Source organism: Rhodococcus sp. NPDC056960 (genome assembly GCF_042674125.1).
Classification (GTDB): domain Bacteria; phylum Actinomycetota; class Actinomycetes; order Mycobacteriales; family Mycobacteriaceae; genus Rhodococcus_F.
On sequence record NZ_JBHURF010000001.1, the window covers coordinates 125,028 to 145,272 of the forward strand.

Consider the following 20,245-nt stretch of genomic DNA (forward strand, 5'->3'; position numbering starts at 1 on the left):
GAGAGCGCGTGACTGCTGCCACCGGAGACGAGACCAACTACCTGGTCGGACTCAACTTGGCCGATCGTCGTGTGGTCGTGATCGGTGGCGGAACGGTAGCGCAGCGCAGGCTCGGCCTCCTCATCGCCTCGGGCGCCCGGGTGCACCTGATCAGCCGCACGGTCACACCGGCGGTCGAGGGCATGGCCACGGCCGGACAGATCACAGTCGAACTCCGCGAGTACCGGGACGGCGACCTCGCCGATGCCTGGTACGCCATCGCGTGCACCGACGAACCGGACACCAACGCGGCGATCGTCGCCGAGGCCGAACGCAACCGGGTCTTCTGCGTCCGCGCCGACAATGCCCGCTACGGCACCGCCGTCACCCCCGCGAGCGCGAGCTACGACGGCATGAGCATCGGCGTGCTGGCGGGCGGCGACCACCGGCGATCCGCCGCGGTACGCACCGCACTCGTGGAGGGTCTGCAATCGGGTGCCATCGCGGACACCGCCGAGTCCCCGGCGGCCGGTGTCGCACTGGTCGGCGGCGGCCCGGGCGACCCCGACCTCATCACGGTGCGCGGCCGCCGGCTGCTCGCCCGGGCCGACGTGGTGGTCGCCGACCGCCTCGCCCCGCCGGAACTACTCGCCGAACTGGGCTCGGACGTCGAAGTGATCGACGCGGCCAAGATCCCGTACGGCCGTGCGATGGCGCAGGAGGCGATCAACGCCGCCCTCATCGACGGCGCGAAGGCCGGCAAGTTCGTGGTGCGGCTCAAGGGCGGCGACCCGTACGTGTTCGGACGCGGATACGAGGAACTCGAGGCGTGTGCCGCGGCGGGTGTGCCCGTCACCGTCGTGCCCGGGATCACCAGCGCCATCTCGGTGCCGTCCGCCGCCGGCATCCCGGTCACCCACCGCGGCGTCACCCACGAGTTCGTCGTCGTCAGCGGGCACGTTGCGCCCGACCACCCGGATTCTCTCGTCGACTGGGCTGCGCTGGCCCGGCTGAAGGGCACGATCGTGCTGCTGATGGCCGTCGAACGCATCGAGGCGTTCGCGACGGTCCTGATGCAGGGCGGCCGTCCCGTGGACACGCCGGTCACCGTCATCCAGGAGGGCACCCTGCGCACGCAGCGCACGCTGCGCGCCGATCTGCAGTCCGTCGCCGCCCGGGTGAAGGAAGAGCAGATCCGCCCGCCCGCCATCGTGGTCATCGGGCCCGTGGCCGGGTTTTCTGTGGACGCTGGGTAACGTGAACCCTCGTGTCTGATCCCGGAATGCCCGAAACCACCTCGGCGTCGAAGAAGTCCTCGACGGTGAACCCGCCCGCCGCCACCCGTGTGATGGGTCTGGCGATCATCGTGCTGAGCGGGCTGCAGATGATGGTGGTTCTCGACGGCACCGTCGCCAACCTCGCGCTCGCGCCGCTGCAGGCGGACCTCGGTCTCAGCGACAGCGGTCGCAACTGGGTGCTCACGTCGTACGCGCTGGCCTTCGGTGGTCTCATGCTCCTCGGCGGCCGGCTCGGCGACGCGTTCGGCCGGAAGAAGATGTTCGTCGGCGGTGTCGCCCTGTTCACCGTCGCCTCACTGCTGTGCGGTCTCGCGGTGGGCGAGTTCATGCTGATCGCCGCCCGGTTCCTGCAGGGAGTCGGCGCCGCGGTGGCGTCTCCGACGGCGCTGGCCCTGGTCGCGACCACATTCGCGGCGGGACCTGCCCGGAACCAGGCCATCGCCATCTTCGCTGCCATGACGGGCATCGGGTCGATCGCGGGCCTCATCATCGGCGGTGCTCTCACCGAGGTGTCGTGGCGTCTGATCTTCCTCATCAACGTGCCCATCGGCGTCGTCATCGTGGGGTGCGCGTTCGTGGCGTTGAAGGAGACGGCGGGCGAGCGCCTGGCGCTCGACGTCCCGGGCGCGGTCCTCGCGACGGTCGCGGCCACGGGGGTGGTGTTCGCGCTCACCGAAGGTCCGGAACTCGGCTGGAACAGTCCGTACGTGATCGGTGCGCTCGTCGCCGGGCTGGTGCTGTTCGGCGCGTTCCTGTACGTCGAACGGACCGCCGACAATCCGCTGCTGCCGTTCTCCCTGTTCACCGACAAGAACCGGGTGGCCACCCTCGTCGCGATCTTCTTCGCCGGTGCCGTCATGTTCACGGTCGCCGCGTTCGTGGCGTTGTTCGTTCAGGACATTCTGGGCTACAGCCCCCTCGAGGCAGGTCTCGCGTTCATTCCGTTCGCGTTCGGCCTCGGCAGCGCGGCCGCTGTCGCATCCAAGCTCGCCGTGCGGATCCAGCCCCGGTGGCTGGTGATCGCCGGCGCCACCATCATGGTGATCGGGCTGCTCTACGGCTCGACCCTCGACGGTTCCGCCACCTACCTCGCCAACCTGTTCGTGCCCGTGATCGGGATCGGATTCGGCGTCGGACTGGCCGTCGTGCCCCTCCCGCTGTGCGCGATCGCCGGTGTCTCGGAGACGGAGATCGGACCGCTCGCCGCCATCGCCCAGGTGGCCCAGACGCTCGGCGGGCCCCTCGCCCTCGCCGTCATCGGCGCGATGGCGACGTCGCGCACACTGTCGCTCGGCGGCGTCTCCGGGAAGGTCGCCGACATGAATCCGGCGCAACTCGAGGCGCTGGGCAACGGGTACACCTTCGCCCTCGTGGGCAGTGCCGGCTGCGCCCTCATCGCCGGGCTGGCCGCACTGTTCATCCGCTTCACGCCGCAGCAGGTCGCCCAGGCGCAGGCCGCCGAGAAGGCGGCGCAACAGGCGTGAGCGCGGTCGGGCCGGTTTCGCCGCCGTCGTCGGGGACCGTCGATACCATCCGGTCATGGACTACAAAATCGAGCTGATCATCCTGCCGGTGTCGGACGTGGACCGGGCCAAAGCCTTCTACGCCGACCAGGTCGGCTTCGTCGTCGACCACGATCACCGGGTCGACGAGAACGTGCGGTTCGTCCAGCTCACCCCACCCGGCTCGGCCTGCTCGATCGCTGTCGGAGAGGGTCTCGTCGACACCCCGCCCGGGTCGGTGCACGGGTTGCAGATCGTCGTCGCCGACGCCGATGCCGCCCACGCGGAGCTGTCCGGCCGCGGTGTTCCGGTCAGCGAGGTGCAGGATCTGGCATGGGGTCGGTTCGTGTACTTCGCCGATCCCGACGGCAACGAGTGGGCGTTGCAGCAGCTCCCGCAACGGAGCTGAGCGACGGCTGTCGCCGGATTCGGCCCGCCTGCCCGCGACGAGCGGAGCATGATGATCGTGTGGCCACGCCCTTCCGCACGAACGTCGCCCGGGCAGCCGCGGTGGGGTTGCTTCTCGCTGTCTGCGCAGCCGGGGGATCGGCCTCCGCCGTGCCTGTGTCTGCCGCGCCTGTGTCCGCCGCGCAGGATCCTCGCGTCGGTCCGCTGTTCCTGGCCGGCACGCCGATCCACGTCTGCACCGGATCGGTACTGGACAGCACGGACGGCGAACTCGTGCTGACCGCCGCCCACTGCATCGCGGGGTCCGGCGGCGCGTTGTCGTTCGCGCCCGGATACGACCGCGGCGTGCCGCCGTTCGGACTGTGGTCGGTGTCGCAGATCTACGTCGACCCGGCCTGGCTTCGGTCGCAGGACCCGCAACACGACTACGCGGTCCTCCGGGTGGCCCCGGCCGGGGCCACGCTGCCGACCACCGTCGAATCGGCGGTCGGCGGGGGATTCGAGCTGGCCAGCGCCCCGGCCACCGCAAGCGACGTGACGGTGACCGGCTACCCCACCCTCGGCGACGGCCCGGTGTCGTGCACCGCTCCCACCACGTCGACGGACAGCTATCCCACCGTGGTCTGCGACGGTCTCGGCGAGGGAACGAGCGGGGGTCCGTGGGCGATGGGTTCGAGGGTCGTCGGCCTCGTCGGCGGCCTCGACCACGGCGGGTGCACCGACTCGGTGTCCTATTCGCCGGCCTTCGGGCCGGACACGCTCGCCCTGCTGGACCGCGCGGAGCGACGCGACGCCGGCGACGCGACACCGTTCGCCCTCACCGGCACCTGCACCCGATCCTGACGGACCGGGTCACCGCGGGACGGGGCGATACCGGCGCACGGGCCTGCCCGCGCCCCCGTATTCGAGCCGCACTTCCAGCAGTCCCTCGGACAGGTAGTGCTCGAGGTACCGGCGCACGCTCACGCGGGACAGTCCGGCGAGTTCGGCGCACTCGGTCGACGACAGTTCGCCCTTCGACCGCAGGATGTCGAGCACCAGGCGACCCGTCTCGGCGCTCAGGCCCTTCGGGAGCCTGCTCGGTTCCGGGGTCTTGCTCTGACCCCCGAACAGGGAGTCGATCAGCGATTGGTCTGCACCGGACTGCGATTCGAGGGCGCGGGCACGACGCCGGAAGTTTTCGAGTTTCTCCTGCAGCTGCGTGTAGTCGAACGGTTTGACCAGATAGTCGGAGGCACCGCCGTGCAGCGCCCGGCTGACGGTGTCGATCTCCCGGGCCGCGGTGATCATGATGACGCCGACGGCGTTGCCCTCGGCACGTAGTCGTTGCAGGACGTCTAGCCCGGACATGTCCGGCAGATAGACGTCGAGAAGGACCAGGTCGGGGTTGCCGGTGCGTACGGATTCGAGTGCCTCGGCCGCGGTTCGCGCCACGCCGACGGTGGTGAACCCCGGTGTCTTGTCGACGAATCGGCGGTGGATCTCCGCGACCATGAAGTCGTCGTCGACGACCAGGACCTCATACATCGCCGCGCCGTCCCGTCATGATCGGAGAGTCTAACTACGCGGAACGTGGACGGTGAACAAGGCACCGCCGGTGTCCGGCGCGTCCGACACGGCCGCGGACCCGCCGTGCTGGGCGCTGACGAGCCGGACCAGGGCGAGCCCGATTCCGCGGCCGCCCGGCGTACCGGGCTTCGAGGTGACGCCGCGGGAGAAGATCTCCTCCCGCATCGTCTCGGGCACACCGGGGCCGGAGTCGGCGACCTCGATGAGAATTCCGTCGTCGTCGGTGATCCTGATCGAGATCCGCGCGTCCTGCCCACCTTCCGACACGTCGACGGCGTTGTCGATGAGATTGCCGACGACGGTGATGACATCGGTGGCGAGTTCGGGATCGAGGGCGTGCAGATGCGAATCGGGTTCCAGCGCCAGCGACACCCCGGTCTCGGCGGCCAGCGACGTCTTCGCGATCAGCAGTGCCGCGACGGCAGGATCCGAGATGTGCTGTGTCACAGCATCACTGATCTCTGCGCGGCGTCGGGTGAGAGTGCCGACGAAATCGGTGACGGCGTCGTAGTCGCCGAGCTGGGTCAGGCCGGAGATGGTGTGCAGTTGGTTCGCGAACTCGTGCGTCTGCGCCCGCAGGGTGTCGGTGACGCTCTTGTGCGAGGAGAGCTGGCTCTGCAGCGACGCCAGTTCGGTGCTGTCGCGCATGGTGGTGACGGTGCCGATCTTGTGCCCCTGGCTGGTGGCCGCGCGGCGACTCAGCGCCAGCATGCGCGACGACGTCGACAGCACCACGTCCCGGCCGTCCTCCCCGTTGAGGAGGTACTGCCGGACGGCGGGCTCGAGCGCGACGTCGTCGACGTGCCTGCCGACGGCGTCGCCGGTGAGGTCGAGGAGTTCCTGGGCGCTGTCGTTGAGGACGGTGATCACGCCGTCCGTGTTCACCGCGACCACCCCCTCACGGATGCTGTGCAGCAGGGCCTCGCGATGGTCGGCGAGGCTTGCGATCTCGGCGATCTCGAGCCCGCGGGTGTGGGTCTTGATGCGGCGCGACAGCAGCCACGAGCCGAGAAGCCCCAGACCGGCACCGATCCCCAGATACAGCAGCAGGCGCGCACCGGCGCTGCTGAGCAGGTCCCACAGCGACGGGTAGTCGTCGCTGACGGCGACCACCGCCAGCACGTCCCCGGTGGCGGACAGGATCGGGACGTGCCCGACGATGGCGTGGCGTCCGTCGACGTCCACGTCGCCCGACCAAGCCCGTCCGGTCATCACATCGCTGGCGCCGAGTTCCGCGGGTGCCCCGAGCCGGGTCGGATCGGACGACACCGACACGGTCCCGTTCGGCGCCACGATCTCGGCGAGCGTGGCACCCGACAGATTGACGGCGCGATCGACCTCGGGTGCCAGCACGCGCTCGACCGACCGATCCGACAGCTGGTCGCGTACCACCGGCGTCGATGCGACGTTCTCGGCGACCGCGATCATGCGCTGCCCCTGCAGGTCGCGGAACTCCACGGTCGATTGATGAACGGACACCGCGGCCACCGCGAGCAGCACGACGCCGACGACGACGAGCTGGAGGAGCAGGACCTGGCCCGCGAGGCTACGCACGCGGGGGTGAAGTGGTGACCACAATGAACTTAAGTTCCGTTTCGTTCGCATAGGTGACGTGCATCACCGGTCGGGTCCAGTATTGCCGAAGATCACATTCATGGCGAAATGGGGAACGATGTCGAGAACAGGTAGCGGGGGCAGCGTACGCGCGCTGCTCCTGCTCGCGCTCGTAGGTCTCCTCGTGGCCGGCTGCGGCGTCACCCGCGGCGACGACGAGGGTCTGCACAGGGTGCGGATGATGGTTCCGAACAGTCCGGGCGGCGGCTACGACCTCACGGCGCGGACCGCGGTGAAGATCATGGAAGACGAGGGCATCACCGGTCGCGTCGAGGTATTCAACGTCATCGGCGCAGGTGGAACCGTTGCGATGGCCAGGCTGATGAACGAGGCCGGCAACGACGACCTCATGATGATGATGGGCCTGGGCGTCGTCGGCGCCGGGTACACCAACGGGTCCAGCGCGCGGGTATCCGACGCCACCGCCCTGGCGAAGGTGGTCGAGGAGCAGGAGGGCATTCTCGTGCCCGCGGATTCGCCGTTCCGGACCATCGACGACTTCGTCGCCGCGTGGCGCGCCGACCCGGCATCGATCACCATCGGCGGCGGTTCGTCGCCCGGCGGACCGGATCACCTGTTCCCGATGGAGACGGCGCGCGCGGTCGGAGTGGACCCGAACGCGGTGAACTACGTGTCGTACGACGGCGGCGGCGACCTGCTGACCGCACTGCTCGGCCAGAAGATCACCGCGGGCACATCGGGACTCGGTGAGTACGTCGACCAGATCGAGGCCGGCCAGGTGCGCGTGCTCGCCGTCTCCGGGAACGAGCGGGTCGAGGGCATCGACGCGCCGACCCTCACCGAGGCCGGCGTGGACCTGACGTTCACCAACTGGCGGGGTGTGCTCGCCCCGCCCGGACTGTCCGACGGTGCCAAGGCGGACATGGTCGAGGCGCTCGAAAAGTTGCACGACACACCGGAATGGAAGGAGGCCCTGGTGAAGAACGGTTGGAGTGACGCCTTCATGACGGGACCGGAGTTCGAGCAGTTCCTCCGGGACCAGGACGAGCGGGTCTCGTCCACCCTGGCCGAATTGGGGCTGACATGAGCGCGCCCGCCGAACCGTCCGCCGCCGCGGCGGACACGGCCCCGGCCCCGAAGCGGAGGGACCTCGCGCAGTTCGTCGTCTGCGCCGTGATGGTGGCCGTCGGGGTGTTCCTCATCGTCGACGCGCTGTCGCTCAGCGACGGCTTCGCGAAGGTCGACCCGGTGGGTCCGCGGCTGTTCCCGCTCGTCATCGGGGGTGCCCTGGTGGTCTTCGCCGCGGCGCTCGGTGTCGCGATCCTGCGTGGGTCGACCGGTGAAGCCGACGGCGGCGAGGACGTCGACCTCGATTCCTCGGGTGACTGGCGGACCGTCGGACTGCTCGTCGCCCTGTTCGTCGCCACCATCGCCCTGATCGACTTCCTCGGCTGGGCGATCGTCGGAACGTTCCTGTTCGCCGGTGCCGCCACGATCCTCGGCAGCCGGCACTGGATCCGCAACATCGCGATCGGCGCGGTGCTCGGATTCGGCAGCTTCTACGCGTTCTACGTCGGGCTCGGAATCCCGCTGCCCGCAGGCATTCTGGACGGAATCCTCTGACATGGACAATCTGAACTGGCTGCTGCAAGGATTCGAGCAGGCGGCCACCCCCATGAACCTGCTGTACGCGTGCATCGGCGTCCTGCTGGGCACGGCCGTCGGCGTACTCCCGGGTATCGGGCCGGCCATGACCGTGGCCCTGTTGCTTCCCGTCACGTACAACGTCAGCCCGAGTGCCGCGTTCATCATGTTCGCCGGCATCTACTACGGCGGCATGTACGGCGGATCCACGACGTCGATCCTGCTGAACACGCCGGGCGAATCTTCGTCGGTGATCACGGCGATCGAGGGCAACAAGATGGCGAAGGCCGGCAGGGCCGCGCAGGCCCTGGCAACCGCCGCGATCGGGTCGTTCGTCGCCGGGTCGATCGGCACGATGCTCCTGGTGCTGTTCGCACCGATGGTGTCGAGTTTCGCCGTCACCCTCGGCGCGCCCTCCTACCTCGCGATCATGCTGCTCGCCCTCGTAGCGGTCACGGCGGTCCTCGGAACCTCGAAGCTCCGCGGCTGCATCTCCCTGCTGCTCGGTCTCGCGATCGGCCTCGTCGGCATCGACTTCCTCACCGGTCAGCCGCGTGCCACGTTCGGCATCCCGCAGCTGTCCGACGGGATCGACATCGTCGTCGTCGCGGTCGCCGTGTTCGCGCTGGGTGAGGCTCTCTGGGTGGCCGCGCACCTCCGGCGCCGACCGGCCGAGGTCATCCCGGTCGGCAGGCCGTGGATGGGCAGGAGCGACTGGAAGCGGTCGTGGAAACCGTGGTTGCGGGGCACCGCCTTCGGGTTCCCGTTCGGTGCGCTTCCCGCAGGCGGCGCCGAACTGCCCACCTTCCTCTCCTACATCACCGAGAAGAAGCTGTCGAAGCACAAGGACGAATTCGGCAAGGGCGCCATCGAAGGCGTCGCCGGGCCCGAGGCCGCCAACAACGCTTCGGCGGCAGGCACACTCGTGCCGATGCTGTCGCTGGGCCTCCCGACCAACGCAACGGCCGCGGTCATGTTGACGGCGTTCGTGTCGTACGGAATCCAGCCGGGCCCGACGCTGTTCGAGAAGGAACCGCTCCTGATCTGGACGCTGATCGCGAGCCTGTTCATCGGCAACTTCCTGCTGCTGGTGCTCAACCTGCCGCTCGCGCCGTTGTGGGCGAAGCTGCTCCGCACCCCGCGTCCCTACCTCTACGCCGGGATCCTGTTCTTCGCCGCACTGGGCGCATTCGCTGTCAACCTCCAGTGGCTCGACCTCGCGCTGCTGCTGACGTTCGGGCTGATGGGTCTGATGATGCGCAGGTTCGGCCTGCCGGTGCTGCCGCTCATCATCGGCGTCATCCTCGGGCCGCGCATCGAACGGCAGCTGCGGCAGAGCCTGCAACTCGGCGGCGGCGACTGGGGCAGCCTGTTCACCGAGCCCGTCGCGATCATCGTCTATATCGTGATCGCAGTGCTCCTCATCGCACCCCTCGTCGCCAAGGTCGTCCGCTCGCACTACCCCGTCGCGGCGCCCGATTTTCCGGACGGACCGGCCGGTGGCGACTCCACCGACAGCAGAGAGAAGGCACACGCATGATCGTCGTCGGATACACCCCCGACCAGTTCGGGGGTGCGGCACTCGACCACGGCGTCGCGGAGGCGCGGTTGCGCGGGACGTCGCTGCTCGTGATCAACACGTCGAAGGGCGACTCCCTCGCCGATCAGTCGTTCGCGGACAACGCGCAGCTCCAGGAACTCGAGGGCACGTTGTCGGCGAGCGGGGTCGACCACGAGGTCCGGCAGATCGTGGGAGACGAGACCGTCGACGTGATCCTCGAGGCGATGACGGCGCCGAACGCCGAGCTCCTCGTCATCGGCATCCGCGACCGCACCCCCGTCGGGAAGCTGCTGATGGGCAGCACCGCCCAGCGACTGCTGCTGTCCTGCCGCAAACCGGTGCTGGCCGTCAAGCCTGCTTGAGGCTCGTGAGTACTTGTCAACCGCCCGCGGTTGACAAGTACTCACGGGTCAGGCGGTGAGGATGATCAGTTCGCGCTCCGAGGCCACCTCGACCCGGAGCCCCGCCTTCGACGCCACCCGCGCGACACCCCGGACGTCGTGCGGTTCGGCACGCGAGACCGTGAGCGCGCGGGCCAGCAGACCCTTGTGATGCTTGTTGAAGTGGCTGACGACGGTGCGGGTGCCGTCCGGCTTCTCGGTGAGCACGGTCGCGATCACGGCGTCCGGAATCGGTCCGAGTTGCTGGTACGTCCCCGACCGCAGGTCGACGACGAGACCGTCCGCCTCGGCGGTGATCGCCCGGCCGAGTTCCGGCTTCCACAAGGCCCGGAGGGTGCCGAGCCCGGGGAGCTTCGATCCGCCCGACAGCCGGTAGGCGGGAATCAGATCGTCCGCGCGGACCGCACCGAACAGTGCGGACCCCATCGCCAGCCGCGAGTGCGCCTTGGACTTCTGCGCCCTGGTGAACGATCCGGCGTCGAGCGCGTCGAACAGCACGCCGGTGTAGCGCTCGAGCGCGGGGCGGGTGGGGGAGACCCACAGTTTGGCGTTCCGCTCGATCTCGTCGGCCTGGGTGGGGCCGAGGCCGAGCGCGACCTGCGACGCCTCCACATCCGCGGCCAGCGTGACCAGCGCCTGGACCAGCATTTCGCGGGTTTCGGTGAGCTGCGGCATGGACAGCTCGGCCAGGTCGAGGGGCGCGTCGGCGCCGCCGTCGGACTTGGTTTCGGAAGGGGGAAGTAGCACCAGCACGCACGAAACCCTACCGACGCGCCCGTCGCGGTCCCAGCCGACTATTCTGGTATCCCGTGATTACCCGCCTGTCCCACCTGTTCCTCCGCACTCTGCGTGACGACCCCGCCGACGCCGAGGTCCCGAGCCACAAGTTGCTGGTCCGCGCCGGTTACGTGCGTCGTATCGCGCCCGGCGTCTACTCGTGGCTGCCGCTGGGTCTGCGGGTGCTCCGCGAGGTCGAGCGGGTGGTGCGGGAAGAGATGAACGCGATCGGCGCGCAGGAGATCTCCCTGCCCGCCCTGCTGCCGCGGGAACCGTACGAGGCGTCCAACCGGTGGACCGAGTACGGCGACGGACTGTTCCGTCTGAAGGACCGCAAGGGCGGCGACTATCTGCTCGGCCCCACCCACGAGGAGTTGTTCGCGCTCACCGTCAAGGGTGAGTACAACTCGTACAAGGATTTCCCGGTCACCCTGTACCAGGTGCAGACCAAGTACCGCGACGAGGAGCGCCCGCGGGCCGGCATTCTGCGTGGCCGCGAGTTCATCATGAAGGATTCGTACTCCTTCGACCTCACGGACGAGGGTCTCACCGAGTCGTACCAGGCGCACCGCGACGCGTACGAGAAGATCTTCGCCCGGCTCGGCGTCAAATACGTGATCGTGTCGGCGACGTCCGGTGCGATGGGCGGCAGCGCCTCGGAGGAGTTCCTCGCCGAGAGCGAGATCGGTGAGGACACCTACGTCCGCTGCCTCGAGTCCGGCTATGCCGCCAACGTGGAGGCCGTGAAGACGCTGGCTCCCGCACCCATTCCGTTCGACGGGCTGCCCGCCGCGAAGGTGTACGACACGCCGGACACCCCCACCATCGCGACGCTCGTCGACTGGGCGAACGGCGCCGACCTGGGCCGGACCGTCACCGCCGCGGACACCCTGAAGAACCTCCTCGTCAAGACCCGGCAGCCCGGTGGGAAGTGGGAACTGCTCGCCATCGGTGTTCCCGGTGACCGCGAGGTGGACGACAAGCGTCTCGGCGCCTCGCTCGAGCCCGCGGAGTTCGAACTGCTCACCGAAGCGGACTTCGCGGCCAATCCGTTCCTGGTCAAGGGCTACGTCGGACCGAAGGCGCTGCAAGCCAACGGAGTTCGCTACCTCGTCGACCCCCGGATCGTGGACGGCACCAGCTGGATCACCGGAGCCGACGAGACGGGCAAGCACGTCGTCGGGCTGGTGGCCGGCCGCGACTTCACCCCGGACGGCACCATCGAGGCCGCCGAGGTCCGTGACGGCGACCCGTCGCCCGACGGAGCCGGGGCGCTCGTCGCGGCACGCGGCATCGAGATCGGGCACGTCTTCCAGCTCGGCCGCAAGTACACCGACGTGTTCTCCGTGGACGTGCTCGGCGAGAACGGCAAACCCGTCCGCCCCACCATGGGCTCCTACGGCGTCGGTGTCTCGCGTCTCGTCGCCGTGATCGCGGAGCAGCATCACGACGACAAGGGTCTGCGCTGGCCTGCCGAGGTGTCGCCCGCGGACGTGCACGTGGTGATCGCCAACAAGGACGACACCGCCCGGGAAGGGGCCGAGGGTCTCGCCGCCGAGCTCGACAAGGCCGGACTCGAGGTGATCCTCGACGATCGCAAGGCGTCCCCGGGGGTGAAATTCAAGGACTCCGAACTGCTCGGTGTTCCGCTGGTCGTGGTCGTCGGCCGAGGCTGGAGCGAGGGCAAGGTGGAGGTCCGTGACCGCTTCACCGGCGAGAGCCGTGAGGTGGCCGCCGAGTCGGCGCTGACCGAGATCGTCCAGACCGTCAGGGGCTGATCAAACCGCCCCATTCCTTTCGTCCGGACTGTTAGCTTGGCCTGACACGTCCGGACGAAAGGCCTGTTGTGACGAACTTCCTGCTGTTCGATCCGACCTCCTACGATCCCGAACATTTCGATCCGGAGACGCGCAGACTGCTGCGGGCGCTGATCGACTGGTTCGAGGCGCGGGGTAAGAAGCAGCTGCTCGAGGACGATCTGGCCGCCGTCTGGCCCGACGACTTCCTCGAGTTCGTCAGACGCGAAAAGCTGTTCGCCACGTTCCTCACCCCTGCCGAGCTCGCGGGCGGCGATCCGGACAAGCGCTGGGACGCCGCGCGCAACGCCGCCCTCAGCGAGATCTTCGGGTTCTACGGGCTGGCGTACTGGTACGCGTGGCAGGTCACCGTCCTGGGTCTCGGCCCCGTCTGGATGAGCGAGAACCGCGCGGCGAAGGAACGCGCCGCGCGGCTCCTGGACGACGGCGGGGTGCTCGCCTTCGGCCTGTCGGAGAAGGAGCACGGCGCGGACGTCTATTCGACGGACATGCTGCTGATGCCGGCCGGGGACGACCCGGATCTCGCGTTCACCGCGACCGGTGACAAGTACTACATCGGCAACGGCAACGTGGCGGGCATGGTGTCGGTGTTCGGTCGGCGCACCGACGTCGACGGAAGCGACGGGTACGTCTTCTTCGTCGCGGACAGCCGCCATCCCGCATACCACCTGCAGGGCAATGTGGTGCACGGCCAGATGTACGTCAGTACGTTCCGACTCGAGGACTACCCGGTGCGGGAGGAGGACATCCTCCACACCGGGGTCGCGGCGTTCGAGGCGGCGCTGAACACGGTCAACGTCGGCAAGTTCAACCTGTGCACCGGCTCCATCGGAATCTCCGAACACGCCTTCTATGAGGCGATCACCCACGCGCACAACAGGATTCTGTACGGGAACCCCGTAACCGACTTCCCGCACGTGCGGGGGAACTTCGTCGACGCCTTCAGCCGGCTGATCGCGATGAAGTTGTTCAGCGCGCGCTCCGTCGACTACTTCCGCAGCGCGAGTCTCGATGACCGCCGGTACCTGCTGTTCAATCCGATGACGAAGGCGAAGGTCACTTCCGAGGGGGAGAAGGTGATCGCGTTGCTGCACGACGTGATCGCGGCGAAGGGGTACGAGAAGAACACCTACTTCCGGGAGGCCGCCCAGTTGATCGGCACCCTACCGAAGCTCGAGGGCACGGTGCACGTCAACGTCGGTCTCATCCTCAAGTTCATGCCGAACTACCTGCTGAATCCGGCGGAATATCCGGAGATCGGCACCCGGCTCGACTCCGCCGACGACGCCTTCTTCTGGGCTCAGGGCCCGACCCGCGGTGCGGGCAAGATCCGGTTCCACGACTGGACGACGACCTACGAGGCGCACTCGGACGTCCCCAACGTGGCCCGGTTCCACGAACAGGCGACCGCCCTGCGGGAACTGCTCACCACCGCCCCACCCGACGCGGACCAGCAGAAGGACCTCGACTTCCTGCTCGACCTCGGGCACCTGTTCTCTCTCGTCGTCTACGGGCACCTGATCCTCGAGCAGGCCGCGATCGCCGGCATCGACCGTGATCTGATCGATCAGATCTTCGACTTCCAGATTCGCGACTTCTCCGGCTACGCCGTTGCGCTGCACGGCAAATCGTCTGCCACCGAGGCGCAGCAGAAGTGGGCGCTCGGCGCGATTCGCCGCCCGGTGGTCGACGCCGAGCGATTCGCGCGGGTATGGGCGCAGGCGGAAGGCTACGACGGCGCGTACGAGATGCGGCCGTAGCGAGGGTTCTTCAGGGTGGGGAGGGGGCATCCCTCGGGGTGCCGGTTGCTCCCCCTGGGGTACCTGTTTCGGTGGGTGCGGGAACCGCATTCTTATGTGGCAAGCAAAACCCCCACCCACACAGGGAGATTCACACATGGCACACACCCTCAAGCGCACCCTTTCCGCTCTGGCCATTGCGGGATTCGCGCTCACCGCGGGAGCGGGAATCGCCTCCGCCGATCCCGGAGGCAACGGCGGCACCGCTCCGGGCGGGACCTCGCAGGGCGGTAACGGTGGCACCTCGCAGGGCGGCGCCGGCGGCGCCGGCGGCAACGGCGCCGGTGGAAACGTCGTCCTCGGCGGGCCGGTCATCGGCAGTCCGGGCACCACCACCGGGCCGCAGAACGCCGGCAACGGCGGCAACGGCGGCAACGGCGGCAACGCCGGGGATGCCAACGGCGGCAACGCCGGTGACGCCAACGGCGGCAGCGCCAACGGAGGCGCGGGTGCGGGCGACACGACCACTACGGACAACACCCAGAACTGCGGGTTCATCATCTGCTGGTGACCGAGTCGTGATCGCTCGATCTCACTGAACAGTGCCGAGGGGCCGTCACCTGCGGGTGCCGGCCCCTCGGCACCCGGACTGCCCTCCCTGCCTCCCCGGCGCCACCGCTTTGCGAAAGGTTTCCCCATGCCGGCTTCATTCGAATTCTCCACCCTGCTGACACGCACGGGTGCCACCGTCGCGGCAGCATGCTTCGTCCTCGCTGCCGGCGCAGGTATCGCGTCCGCCGCACCGGGCGCGGATGCCCCCTCGTCCGATTCCTCCGTCGCCACCGTCGCTCCCGGACCGAACGCTCAGGGCGGAAACGTCGACATCGGCGGCCCTCACGTCGGACCGATCGCCGTGGACGGCGTCAAGGCCGGACCCGGCGGAGCCAACGTCGGCGGCTACGACTTCGGTGGAGGAGGTGGCCCCGGCCTTCCCTGGGGGTGAGCGGTCCCGACCGGTCGCTTCTTCGCGGCGAGACCCCGTAATCGGTACTCACGAGGTGCCGATTCCGGGGGACGGGCCCCCTCGTCGAGGGGGCTCTCCGTGTGTCCGCGTCCACCCCACCCGAGGGGTGGGAACGGCAACACCTCAGGGTGCACGGGCCACCACTGGGGGTCCTGTCCGGGGCCGCGGAGGAGCGGCACAGTAGAGGACGTGCAAGAACGTAACGCTTCACAGGCCGCGAGCGAAGAAACCGAGGAGGCCATCATGTCGAACACTTCGGTTGCACACGAGCACGAAGGCCGTCGCCTCACGGTCAGGACCGACGACGGGGTCCCGCTCGCGGTCCGCGAGTTCGGCTCGCCCGACGCCGCCACCACGGTGGTGTTCGTTCACGGTCACTGCCTGCGTACGGAGTCCTGGTGGGCGCTGCGCGAACAGCTGGTCCGCTTCTGGCGCAACGACGTTCGCATGGTCTTCTACGATCACCGCGGACACGGTGAGTCGGGGGAGGCGCCCGCCGCCACCTACACGATCGATCAGCTCGGCCGCGATCTCGGGTCCGTCCTCGACGCCGTCGCGCCGCACGGCCCGGTCGTCCTCGTCGGGCACTCGATGGGCGGGATGACCGCACTGTCGTACACCCGGCAGAATCCGCACACCATCGGTTCGCGGATCGTGGGCATGGCCCTGATCTCCACCGCGGCGTGCGACCTCGCCGAGGCCGGTCTCGGTCGTCACCTGCGCAGCCCCGCGGTGTCGCTGTTCCGCACCGCGGTCCGCCGCGCGCCCCGGGTCGTGCACGGATCGAAACGGGTCGGTCGCACCGTCTGCACGGCCATCGCCCGCGCAGCGGGCGCCCGCAACCGGGCCGTCGATCCCCGCCTGGCGGCGCTGGTAGCGGCAATGGCCAACACCACGTCCGTCGTGACCATGTCGAGTTTCCTCGAATCGCTGCTCGGGTTCGACGAGCGGCATTCCCTCGCCGCGCTGGCTCACATCCCGTCCCTGATCCTGTGCGGCTCGGTGGACATGCTCACCCCGCTCCAGCATTCGGTCGCGATGGCCTCGGAACTCCCCGCTTCGGAGCTCGTGAGCGTCGACGGGGCGGGGCACTCGGTGATCCTCGAGCGTGCGGCCGACGTCGCCCTCGCCATCATCGGCCTGGTCGAGCGGATCGCCCACGGCGAGACCGCCGCGCTCGACCGCGAACTGATGGCGGCCAGCTGATCAGAGGTCGCGCTCGTTGATGATGCCGCTGCGCATGGCCCGCTCGGCCAGGCTGACCCGCTTCTGATTCTGGGGGAGATCGCCGACGCCGAACTTCGCGAACAACGCACGAAGGTGGGTCTTGATCGCATCGACGCTGAGGAACAGTTCCTGGGCGATCTGCTGATTCGAGGCGGGATTCGCGAACGCGGCGCCGTGCTTGTACGGCCGGCACAGCGCCGTGAGGACCGCCCGCTGGGTGTCGGTGAGCGATCGGACGTCGGGCATGTCGCTGCCCATTCGGGTGGCCTCGTCGAGTGCACCGCCGAATTCCAGGTACCGGATCTTGGTGCCGCCGATCCGGATGCTGTCGCCCTGCCGGAGCCGCCGGCGCCCCGCGAGCCGCTCGCCGTTGACGAAGGTGCCGTTGCGGGACAGTCCGTCGTCGAGGATGGTCCAGTGCGATCCGACGCATTCGAGCACCGCATGCAGCCGGGAGACCTCGTCGTCCTCGGTCAGGAGCAGGTCGGATCCCGGCGACCGTCCGATCGTGACGCGCGCGGAAGTGGGGGAGAGGTCCACGGTGTGGTGGTGACCCTCCCGGTCGGAATAGCTCAGTCGAGACTCAACGGCTCGGTCCACGGCGACACCCCTTCCGCACGCTTCCATCGTGCCCCGGCTGCGGTCGGATGAGCAAGATCAAGAGCGGAAATCGCCGATCACCGATCAGTTCTCGGTTGCCGCCGCGTCCAGGGTGCTGCCGAACGCGCACACGGCCAGTTCCTCGAGCGCCGGATCCTGCCCGGCATGCTCGGGCACCTGCATGGCGAGCAGGGTGTTGAGCAGCATTCCGTTGGCGATGAAGGTGCGGGCCCGTTCGGGGCTGCACCCGGTGCGCGTCCGGATCTGTGTGTAGAGCCGGGACATCCAGTCGCGCGCCAGGGCGCCGATCTCCGGGTTCGCGCCGGACGTGAACCCGTGCATCATGACGAGCAGGAGATCGCGGTCTTCGAGCAGCTGGGTGTACGCGATGCCCAGCGGAAGCCACGCCTCGTCGTTCTCCGGGTCGGCGGCGACGTCGTCGAAGCAGGGTTCGAAGGCGTCCATGATCCGGCGCATCGCCCGGTCGAAGACGTCGGCGAACAGTCGCGACTTCGAACCGAACATCCGGACCACGTAGGGCTGGGACACTCCCGCCTCGCGTGCGACGGCGTCGGTGCTGGTGCCGTGATATCCGTCCCGGGCGAACGCGCGGGAGGCGGCGGCCAGTACGAGTTCGCGACGCTCGGTCGCGCTCATCCGGGTCTGTTTCACGGGCGATGCCATGTTGACATGTTATCAGTCGATTACTAGTCTTCGAAATAAGTAATCATCCGATGCTTACAAAAACTTCCCGCACGTGCCCGCCCCCACGACTCGGATATGAGGACCCGTCATGACGACACTCTCCGAACGCCTGGAACACGAATCGGCGCCGCCCTCGCGGCGAGGACGCAGCCGGGTCGTCCCGGTCTGGCTGGCGATCGTCGCCGCCTCGATACCGATGTTCATGGCCACACTCGACAACCTGGTGATGACCAGCGCCCTGCCCGTGATCCAGCGCGACCTCGGTGCGTCGGTGGGGCAGCTGCAATGGTTCATGAACGCCTACACACTCGCCTTCGCGACGTTGATGCTCACCCTCTCCGCGCTGGGCGACCGGCTCGGTCGGCGGCGCGTGTTCCTCTGGGGAATAATGCTTTTCGCGCTGGCGTCCATCGCGTCGGCACTCTCGACGACGTCCGGGATGCTGATCGCCGCGCGGGCCGTCCAGGGCGTCGGCGCGGCCGCGATCATGCCGCTCTCCCTCACCCTGCTCGCCGGTGCCGTGCCGCTCACCAAGCGCGCCCTCGCCATCGGGGTCTGGGGCGGCGTCTCGGGACTGGGTGTCGCCCTCGGGCCGGTGGTCGGCGGCGCGGTCGTCGACGGGGTGTCGTGGCAGGCCGTGTTCTGGATCAACGTTCCCGTCGCGGCGGTCGCGATCCCGTTGGCGCTCTACGCGCTCGGTGAGTCGAGGGGGAAGCGTCAGCCGCTGGATCCGCTCGGCGTCGTCCTCGCCGGAGCCGCCGTCTTCGTCGGAGTCTGGGGCATCGTGCACGGCAACGACGACGGCTGGACCAGCGCCACGGTGCTCGGTGCTCTCGTCGCCTCGGTGGTGCTGCTCGCGGCGTTCGTGGTGCGCGAGGTGCGCACACCCTTCCCCGTGATGCCGCTGCGGCTGTTCCGGTCGCGTCAGTTCGCCCTGGCCAACGTCATCGGGCTGACGTTCACCCTCGGAATGATGGGCGCCGTCTTCCTCCTGTCGCAGTACCTCCAGATCGTGATGGGGTACTCCCCGTTCGAGGCCGGACTGCGGACGCTGCCGTGGACGGCCGCCCCCATGCTGGTGGCGCCGATCGCGGGACTGCTCGCGCCGCGGCTCGGGGTCCGGACACTCCTCGTCGCCGGACTGGTCTTGCAGGGGTTGTCGCTGCTCTGGATGGCGTCCCTCATCGTCCCCGGCGCCACGTACGGCAGCATGATTCCCGCGTTCGTGATGGCGGGCGCCGGGATGGGACTGACGTTCGCGCCCAACGCGACCGCCGTCCTCGCCGACATGCCCGAGGCCGATCACGGCACCGCCAGTTCGACCAACGCGACACTCCGCGAGATCGGTGTCGCGCTGGGAATCGCGCTCCTGACCGCGGTGTTCCTCGGGGCGGGCGGCAGCCTGACCCCGACCGGGTACATCGGCGCCCTCGCACCCGCCCTGTACGTGGGCGCCGGATTCGTCGCGGTCGCGGTCGTCGCAGCCGCCCTCATGCCGGGACGGTCGAAGGCGGTCCTGGCGTCGACGTGACCCTGTCGGAGTGCGGGCCCGGGCCGTCAGGTCCAGGCCCGCACCCGTTCCAGTACGGGGAGGAACGCGTCGGCGAGTTCGCCGGGAACGGTAAACTCGTCGATCCCGTATCGACGGCTTCGGTCGACCAGCGCCTGCGCGACCTGGTCGGCGTCGCCGGCCGGAAATCCCACGGCGCCCGCCTCGATCAGCCGGGCCGCGTCGAAACCCGACCGCGTGTACCAGGCAGGTAGGTGTTCGCCGAAGCCGACCAGCGACTGCGTGAGTCGAATCGGGCGATCGGTCGAAGAACGAACGCGCGCAAGGGAATCGGCCAGATCGCTTTCGGTGGCCGGCGGCCCCAGTGCCGGCGAGATGCGATCCGCCACTCGCCCGGCCGTCGCGAGCATGCGGGGCCCGCTCGCCGCCACGACCACCGGCAGGTCCGGGTCGACCTCCTCGTGGACCGCCCGGACGGCGTCCTCGAGCTGGCGTCGGCGTTCGGCCCCGGACGGCCAGGGCAAACCGAGTCGTTCCGCCTCGGCCTCGGCGTCCGGGCGGCCCACCCCGATCCCGAGTTCGAAGCGGCCGTCCGACAGCACATGCAGGGCTTTCACCTCGCGGACGAGCGCGGTCCGGCCGCGCAGGGGCGCGGCGAGCACCCAGCTGCGCAACCTCAGCGTCGTGGTCACCGCACTCGCTGCGGCGAGCGCCGGGAACGGTGAGACGGTCCACAGCGTGTCGGGGACCAGGACGGCCGAATAGCCCTGGTCCTCGATCCGCCGGATGCTGCCGGCCCAGGCGGCGCCGCTCGTGGCGGGCGTGGCCACCACGGCGACGGAGATCGTGGAAGTAGTCATGACTTCGAGCGTGCCGCGGGGAGCCGTGCCGGCGCATCGGGCTGCAGAC

General features: G+C 68.9%; 20 protein-coding genes. 14 read left to right on the top strand and 6 right to left on the bottom strand.

All coding sequences use genetic code 11. The features are described 5' to 3' along the window. The first annotated feature begins 8 nt into the window (after positions 1-8). The 4 genes from cobA to ACFTWF_RS00660 are packed head-to-tail and all read left to right on the top strand — an operon-like array spanning position 9 to position 4,030. Positions 9-1,235: a uroporphyrinogen-III C-methyltransferase gene (gene cobA / locus ACFTWF_RS00645; protein ID WP_378459383.1), complete on the top strand. Its 1,227-nt coding sequence runs from the start codon at positions 9-11 to the stop codon at positions 1,233-1,235. A 26-nt stretch (positions 1,236-1,261) separates the two neighbouring features. Next, on the top strand, positions 1,262-2,761 hold the full coding sequence (locus tag ACFTWF_RS00650) for an MFS transporter (protein ID WP_378459772.1): 1,500 nt from the start codon (positions 1,262-1,264) through the stop codon (positions 2,759-2,761). A gap of 55 nt (positions 2,762-2,816) precedes the next feature. Further along, positions 2,817-3,188: a glyoxalase superfamily protein gene (locus ACFTWF_RS00655; RefSeq protein ID WP_378459384.1), complete on the top strand. Its 372-nt coding sequence runs from the start codon at positions 2,817-2,819 to the stop codon at positions 3,186-3,188. A 59-nt stretch (positions 3,189-3,247) separates the two neighbouring features. Then, positions 3,248-4,030 (top strand): trypsin-like serine peptidase, encoded by a 783-nt coding sequence (locus ACFTWF_RS00660; protein WP_378459385.1) that lies wholly within the window; start codon positions 3,248-3,250, stop codon positions 4,028-4,030. Between the two features lie 9 nt (positions 4,031-4,039). Here ACFTWF_RS00660 and ACFTWF_RS00665 read toward each other — a convergent pair whose 3' ends face one another. Both ACFTWF_RS00665 and ACFTWF_RS00670 read right to left on the bottom strand, forming a co-directional pair. Then, positions 4,040-4,714, bottom strand: coding sequence for a response regulator (locus ACFTWF_RS00665; RefSeq protein WP_185729234.1), 675 nt, complete (start codon positions 4,712-4,714; stop codon positions 4,040-4,042). A 30-nt stretch (positions 4,715-4,744) separates the two neighbouring features. Then, positions 4,745-6,361 (bottom strand): ATP-binding protein, encoded by a 1,617-nt coding sequence (locus ACFTWF_RS00670; protein WP_378459386.1) that lies wholly within the window; start codon positions 6,359-6,361, stop codon positions 4,745-4,747. Positions 6,362-6,428: 67 nt separating this feature from the next. Here ACFTWF_RS00670 and ACFTWF_RS00675 point away from each other — a divergent pair, with 67 nt between their 5' ends. Genes ACFTWF_RS00675 through ACFTWF_RS00690 form a run of 4 tightly spaced genes read left to right on the top strand, consistent with a single transcriptional unit; the run spans position 6,429 to position 9,898 of the window. Further along, complete coding sequence (locus tag ACFTWF_RS00675; protein ID WP_378459773.1) at positions 6,429-7,418, top strand: Bug family tripartite tricarboxylate transporter substrate binding protein; 990 nt, start codon at positions 6,429-6,431, stop codon at positions 7,416-7,418. Continuing rightward, complete coding sequence (locus ACFTWF_RS00680) at positions 7,415-7,954, top strand: tripartite tricarboxylate transporter TctB family protein (protein WP_378459387.1); 540 nt, start codon at positions 7,415-7,417, stop codon at positions 7,952-7,954. The genes ACFTWF_RS00675 and ACFTWF_RS00680 overlap by 4 nt, the downstream gene beginning before the upstream one ends. Before the next feature lies 1 nt (position 7,955). After that, the gene (locus tag ACFTWF_RS00685; protein ID WP_378459388.1) at positions 7,956-9,515 is read left to right on the top strand and encodes a tripartite tricarboxylate transporter permease; all 1,560 of its coding nucleotides are present in this window, start codon (positions 7,956-7,958) and stop codon (positions 9,513-9,515) included. After that, positions 9,512-9,898: a universal stress protein gene (locus ACFTWF_RS00690; protein ID WP_378459389.1), complete on the top strand. Its 387-nt coding sequence runs from the start codon at positions 9,512-9,514 to the stop codon at positions 9,896-9,898. Before ACFTWF_RS00685 ends, ACFTWF_RS00690 begins: the two co-directional genes overlap by 4 nt. 48 nt (positions 9,899-9,946) lie before the next feature. On the opposite strand, the gene yaaA is transcribed toward ACFTWF_RS00690, so the two are convergent. Beyond that, a complete protein-coding gene (gene yaaA / locus ACFTWF_RS00695; RefSeq protein WP_378459390.1) occupies positions 9,947-10,690 on the bottom strand; it encodes a peroxide stress protein YaaA in 744 nt (247 codons plus the stop codon). 56 nt (positions 10,691-10,746) lie between these two features. Here yaaA and ACFTWF_RS00700 point away from each other — a divergent pair, with 56 nt between their 5' ends. From ACFTWF_RS00700 to ACFTWF_RS00720, 5 genes are all read left to right on the top strand, one after another. Continuing rightward, positions 10,747-12,492: a proline--tRNA ligase gene (locus tag ACFTWF_RS00700; RefSeq protein WP_378459391.1), complete on the top strand. Its 1,746-nt coding sequence runs from the start codon at positions 10,747-10,749 to the stop codon at positions 12,490-12,492. Between the two features lie 68 nt (positions 12,493-12,560). Next, positions 12,561-14,291 (top strand): acyl-CoA dehydrogenase family protein, encoded by a 1,731-nt coding sequence (locus tag ACFTWF_RS00705; protein WP_378459392.1) that lies wholly within the window; start codon positions 12,561-12,563, stop codon positions 14,289-14,291. 136 nt (positions 14,292-14,427) lie between these two features. Continuing rightward, a complete protein-coding gene (locus tag ACFTWF_RS00710; RefSeq protein ID WP_378459393.1) occupies positions 14,428-14,841 on the top strand; it encodes a hypothetical protein in 414 nt (137 codons plus the stop codon). Positions 14,842-14,967: 126 nt separating this feature from the next. Continuing rightward, positions 14,968-15,273 (top strand): hypothetical protein, encoded by a 306-nt coding sequence (locus ACFTWF_RS00715; RefSeq protein WP_378459394.1) that lies wholly within the window; start codon positions 14,968-14,970, stop codon positions 15,271-15,273. A gap of 264 nt (positions 15,274-15,537) precedes the next feature. Then, complete coding sequence (locus tag ACFTWF_RS00720; protein ID WP_378459395.1) at positions 15,538-16,500, top strand: alpha/beta fold hydrolase; 963 nt, start codon at positions 15,538-15,540, stop codon at positions 16,498-16,500. On the opposite strand, the gene ACFTWF_RS00725 is transcribed toward ACFTWF_RS00720, so the two are convergent. Together ACFTWF_RS00725 and ACFTWF_RS00730 are read right to left on the bottom strand one after the other, a co-directional pair. Beyond that, positions 16,501-17,148, bottom strand: coding sequence for an FHA domain-containing protein (locus ACFTWF_RS00725; RefSeq protein WP_185729246.1), 648 nt, complete (start codon positions 17,146-17,148; stop codon positions 16,501-16,503). Between the two features lie 57 nt (positions 17,149-17,205). Then, on the bottom strand, positions 17,206-17,805 hold the full coding sequence (locus ACFTWF_RS00730) for a TetR/AcrR family transcriptional regulator (protein WP_378459396.1): 600 nt from the start codon (positions 17,803-17,805) through the stop codon (positions 17,206-17,208). 109 nt (positions 17,806-17,914) lie between these two features. Here ACFTWF_RS00730 and ACFTWF_RS00735 point away from each other — a divergent pair, with 109 nt between their 5' ends. Then, positions 17,915-19,357, top strand: coding sequence for a DHA2 family efflux MFS transporter permease subunit (locus tag ACFTWF_RS00735; RefSeq protein ID WP_378459397.1), 1,443 nt, complete (start codon positions 17,915-17,917; stop codon positions 19,355-19,357). Positions 19,358-19,383: 26 nt separating this feature from the next. Here the strand turns inward: ACFTWF_RS00735 and ACFTWF_RS00740 are convergent, their stop codons facing one another. Then, entirely contained in the window at positions 19,384-20,196 is an 813-nt protein-coding gene (locus tag ACFTWF_RS00740) for an LLM class flavin-dependent oxidoreductase (protein WP_378459398.1), read from the bottom strand. Positions 20,197-20,245: the final 49 nt, after the last annotated feature.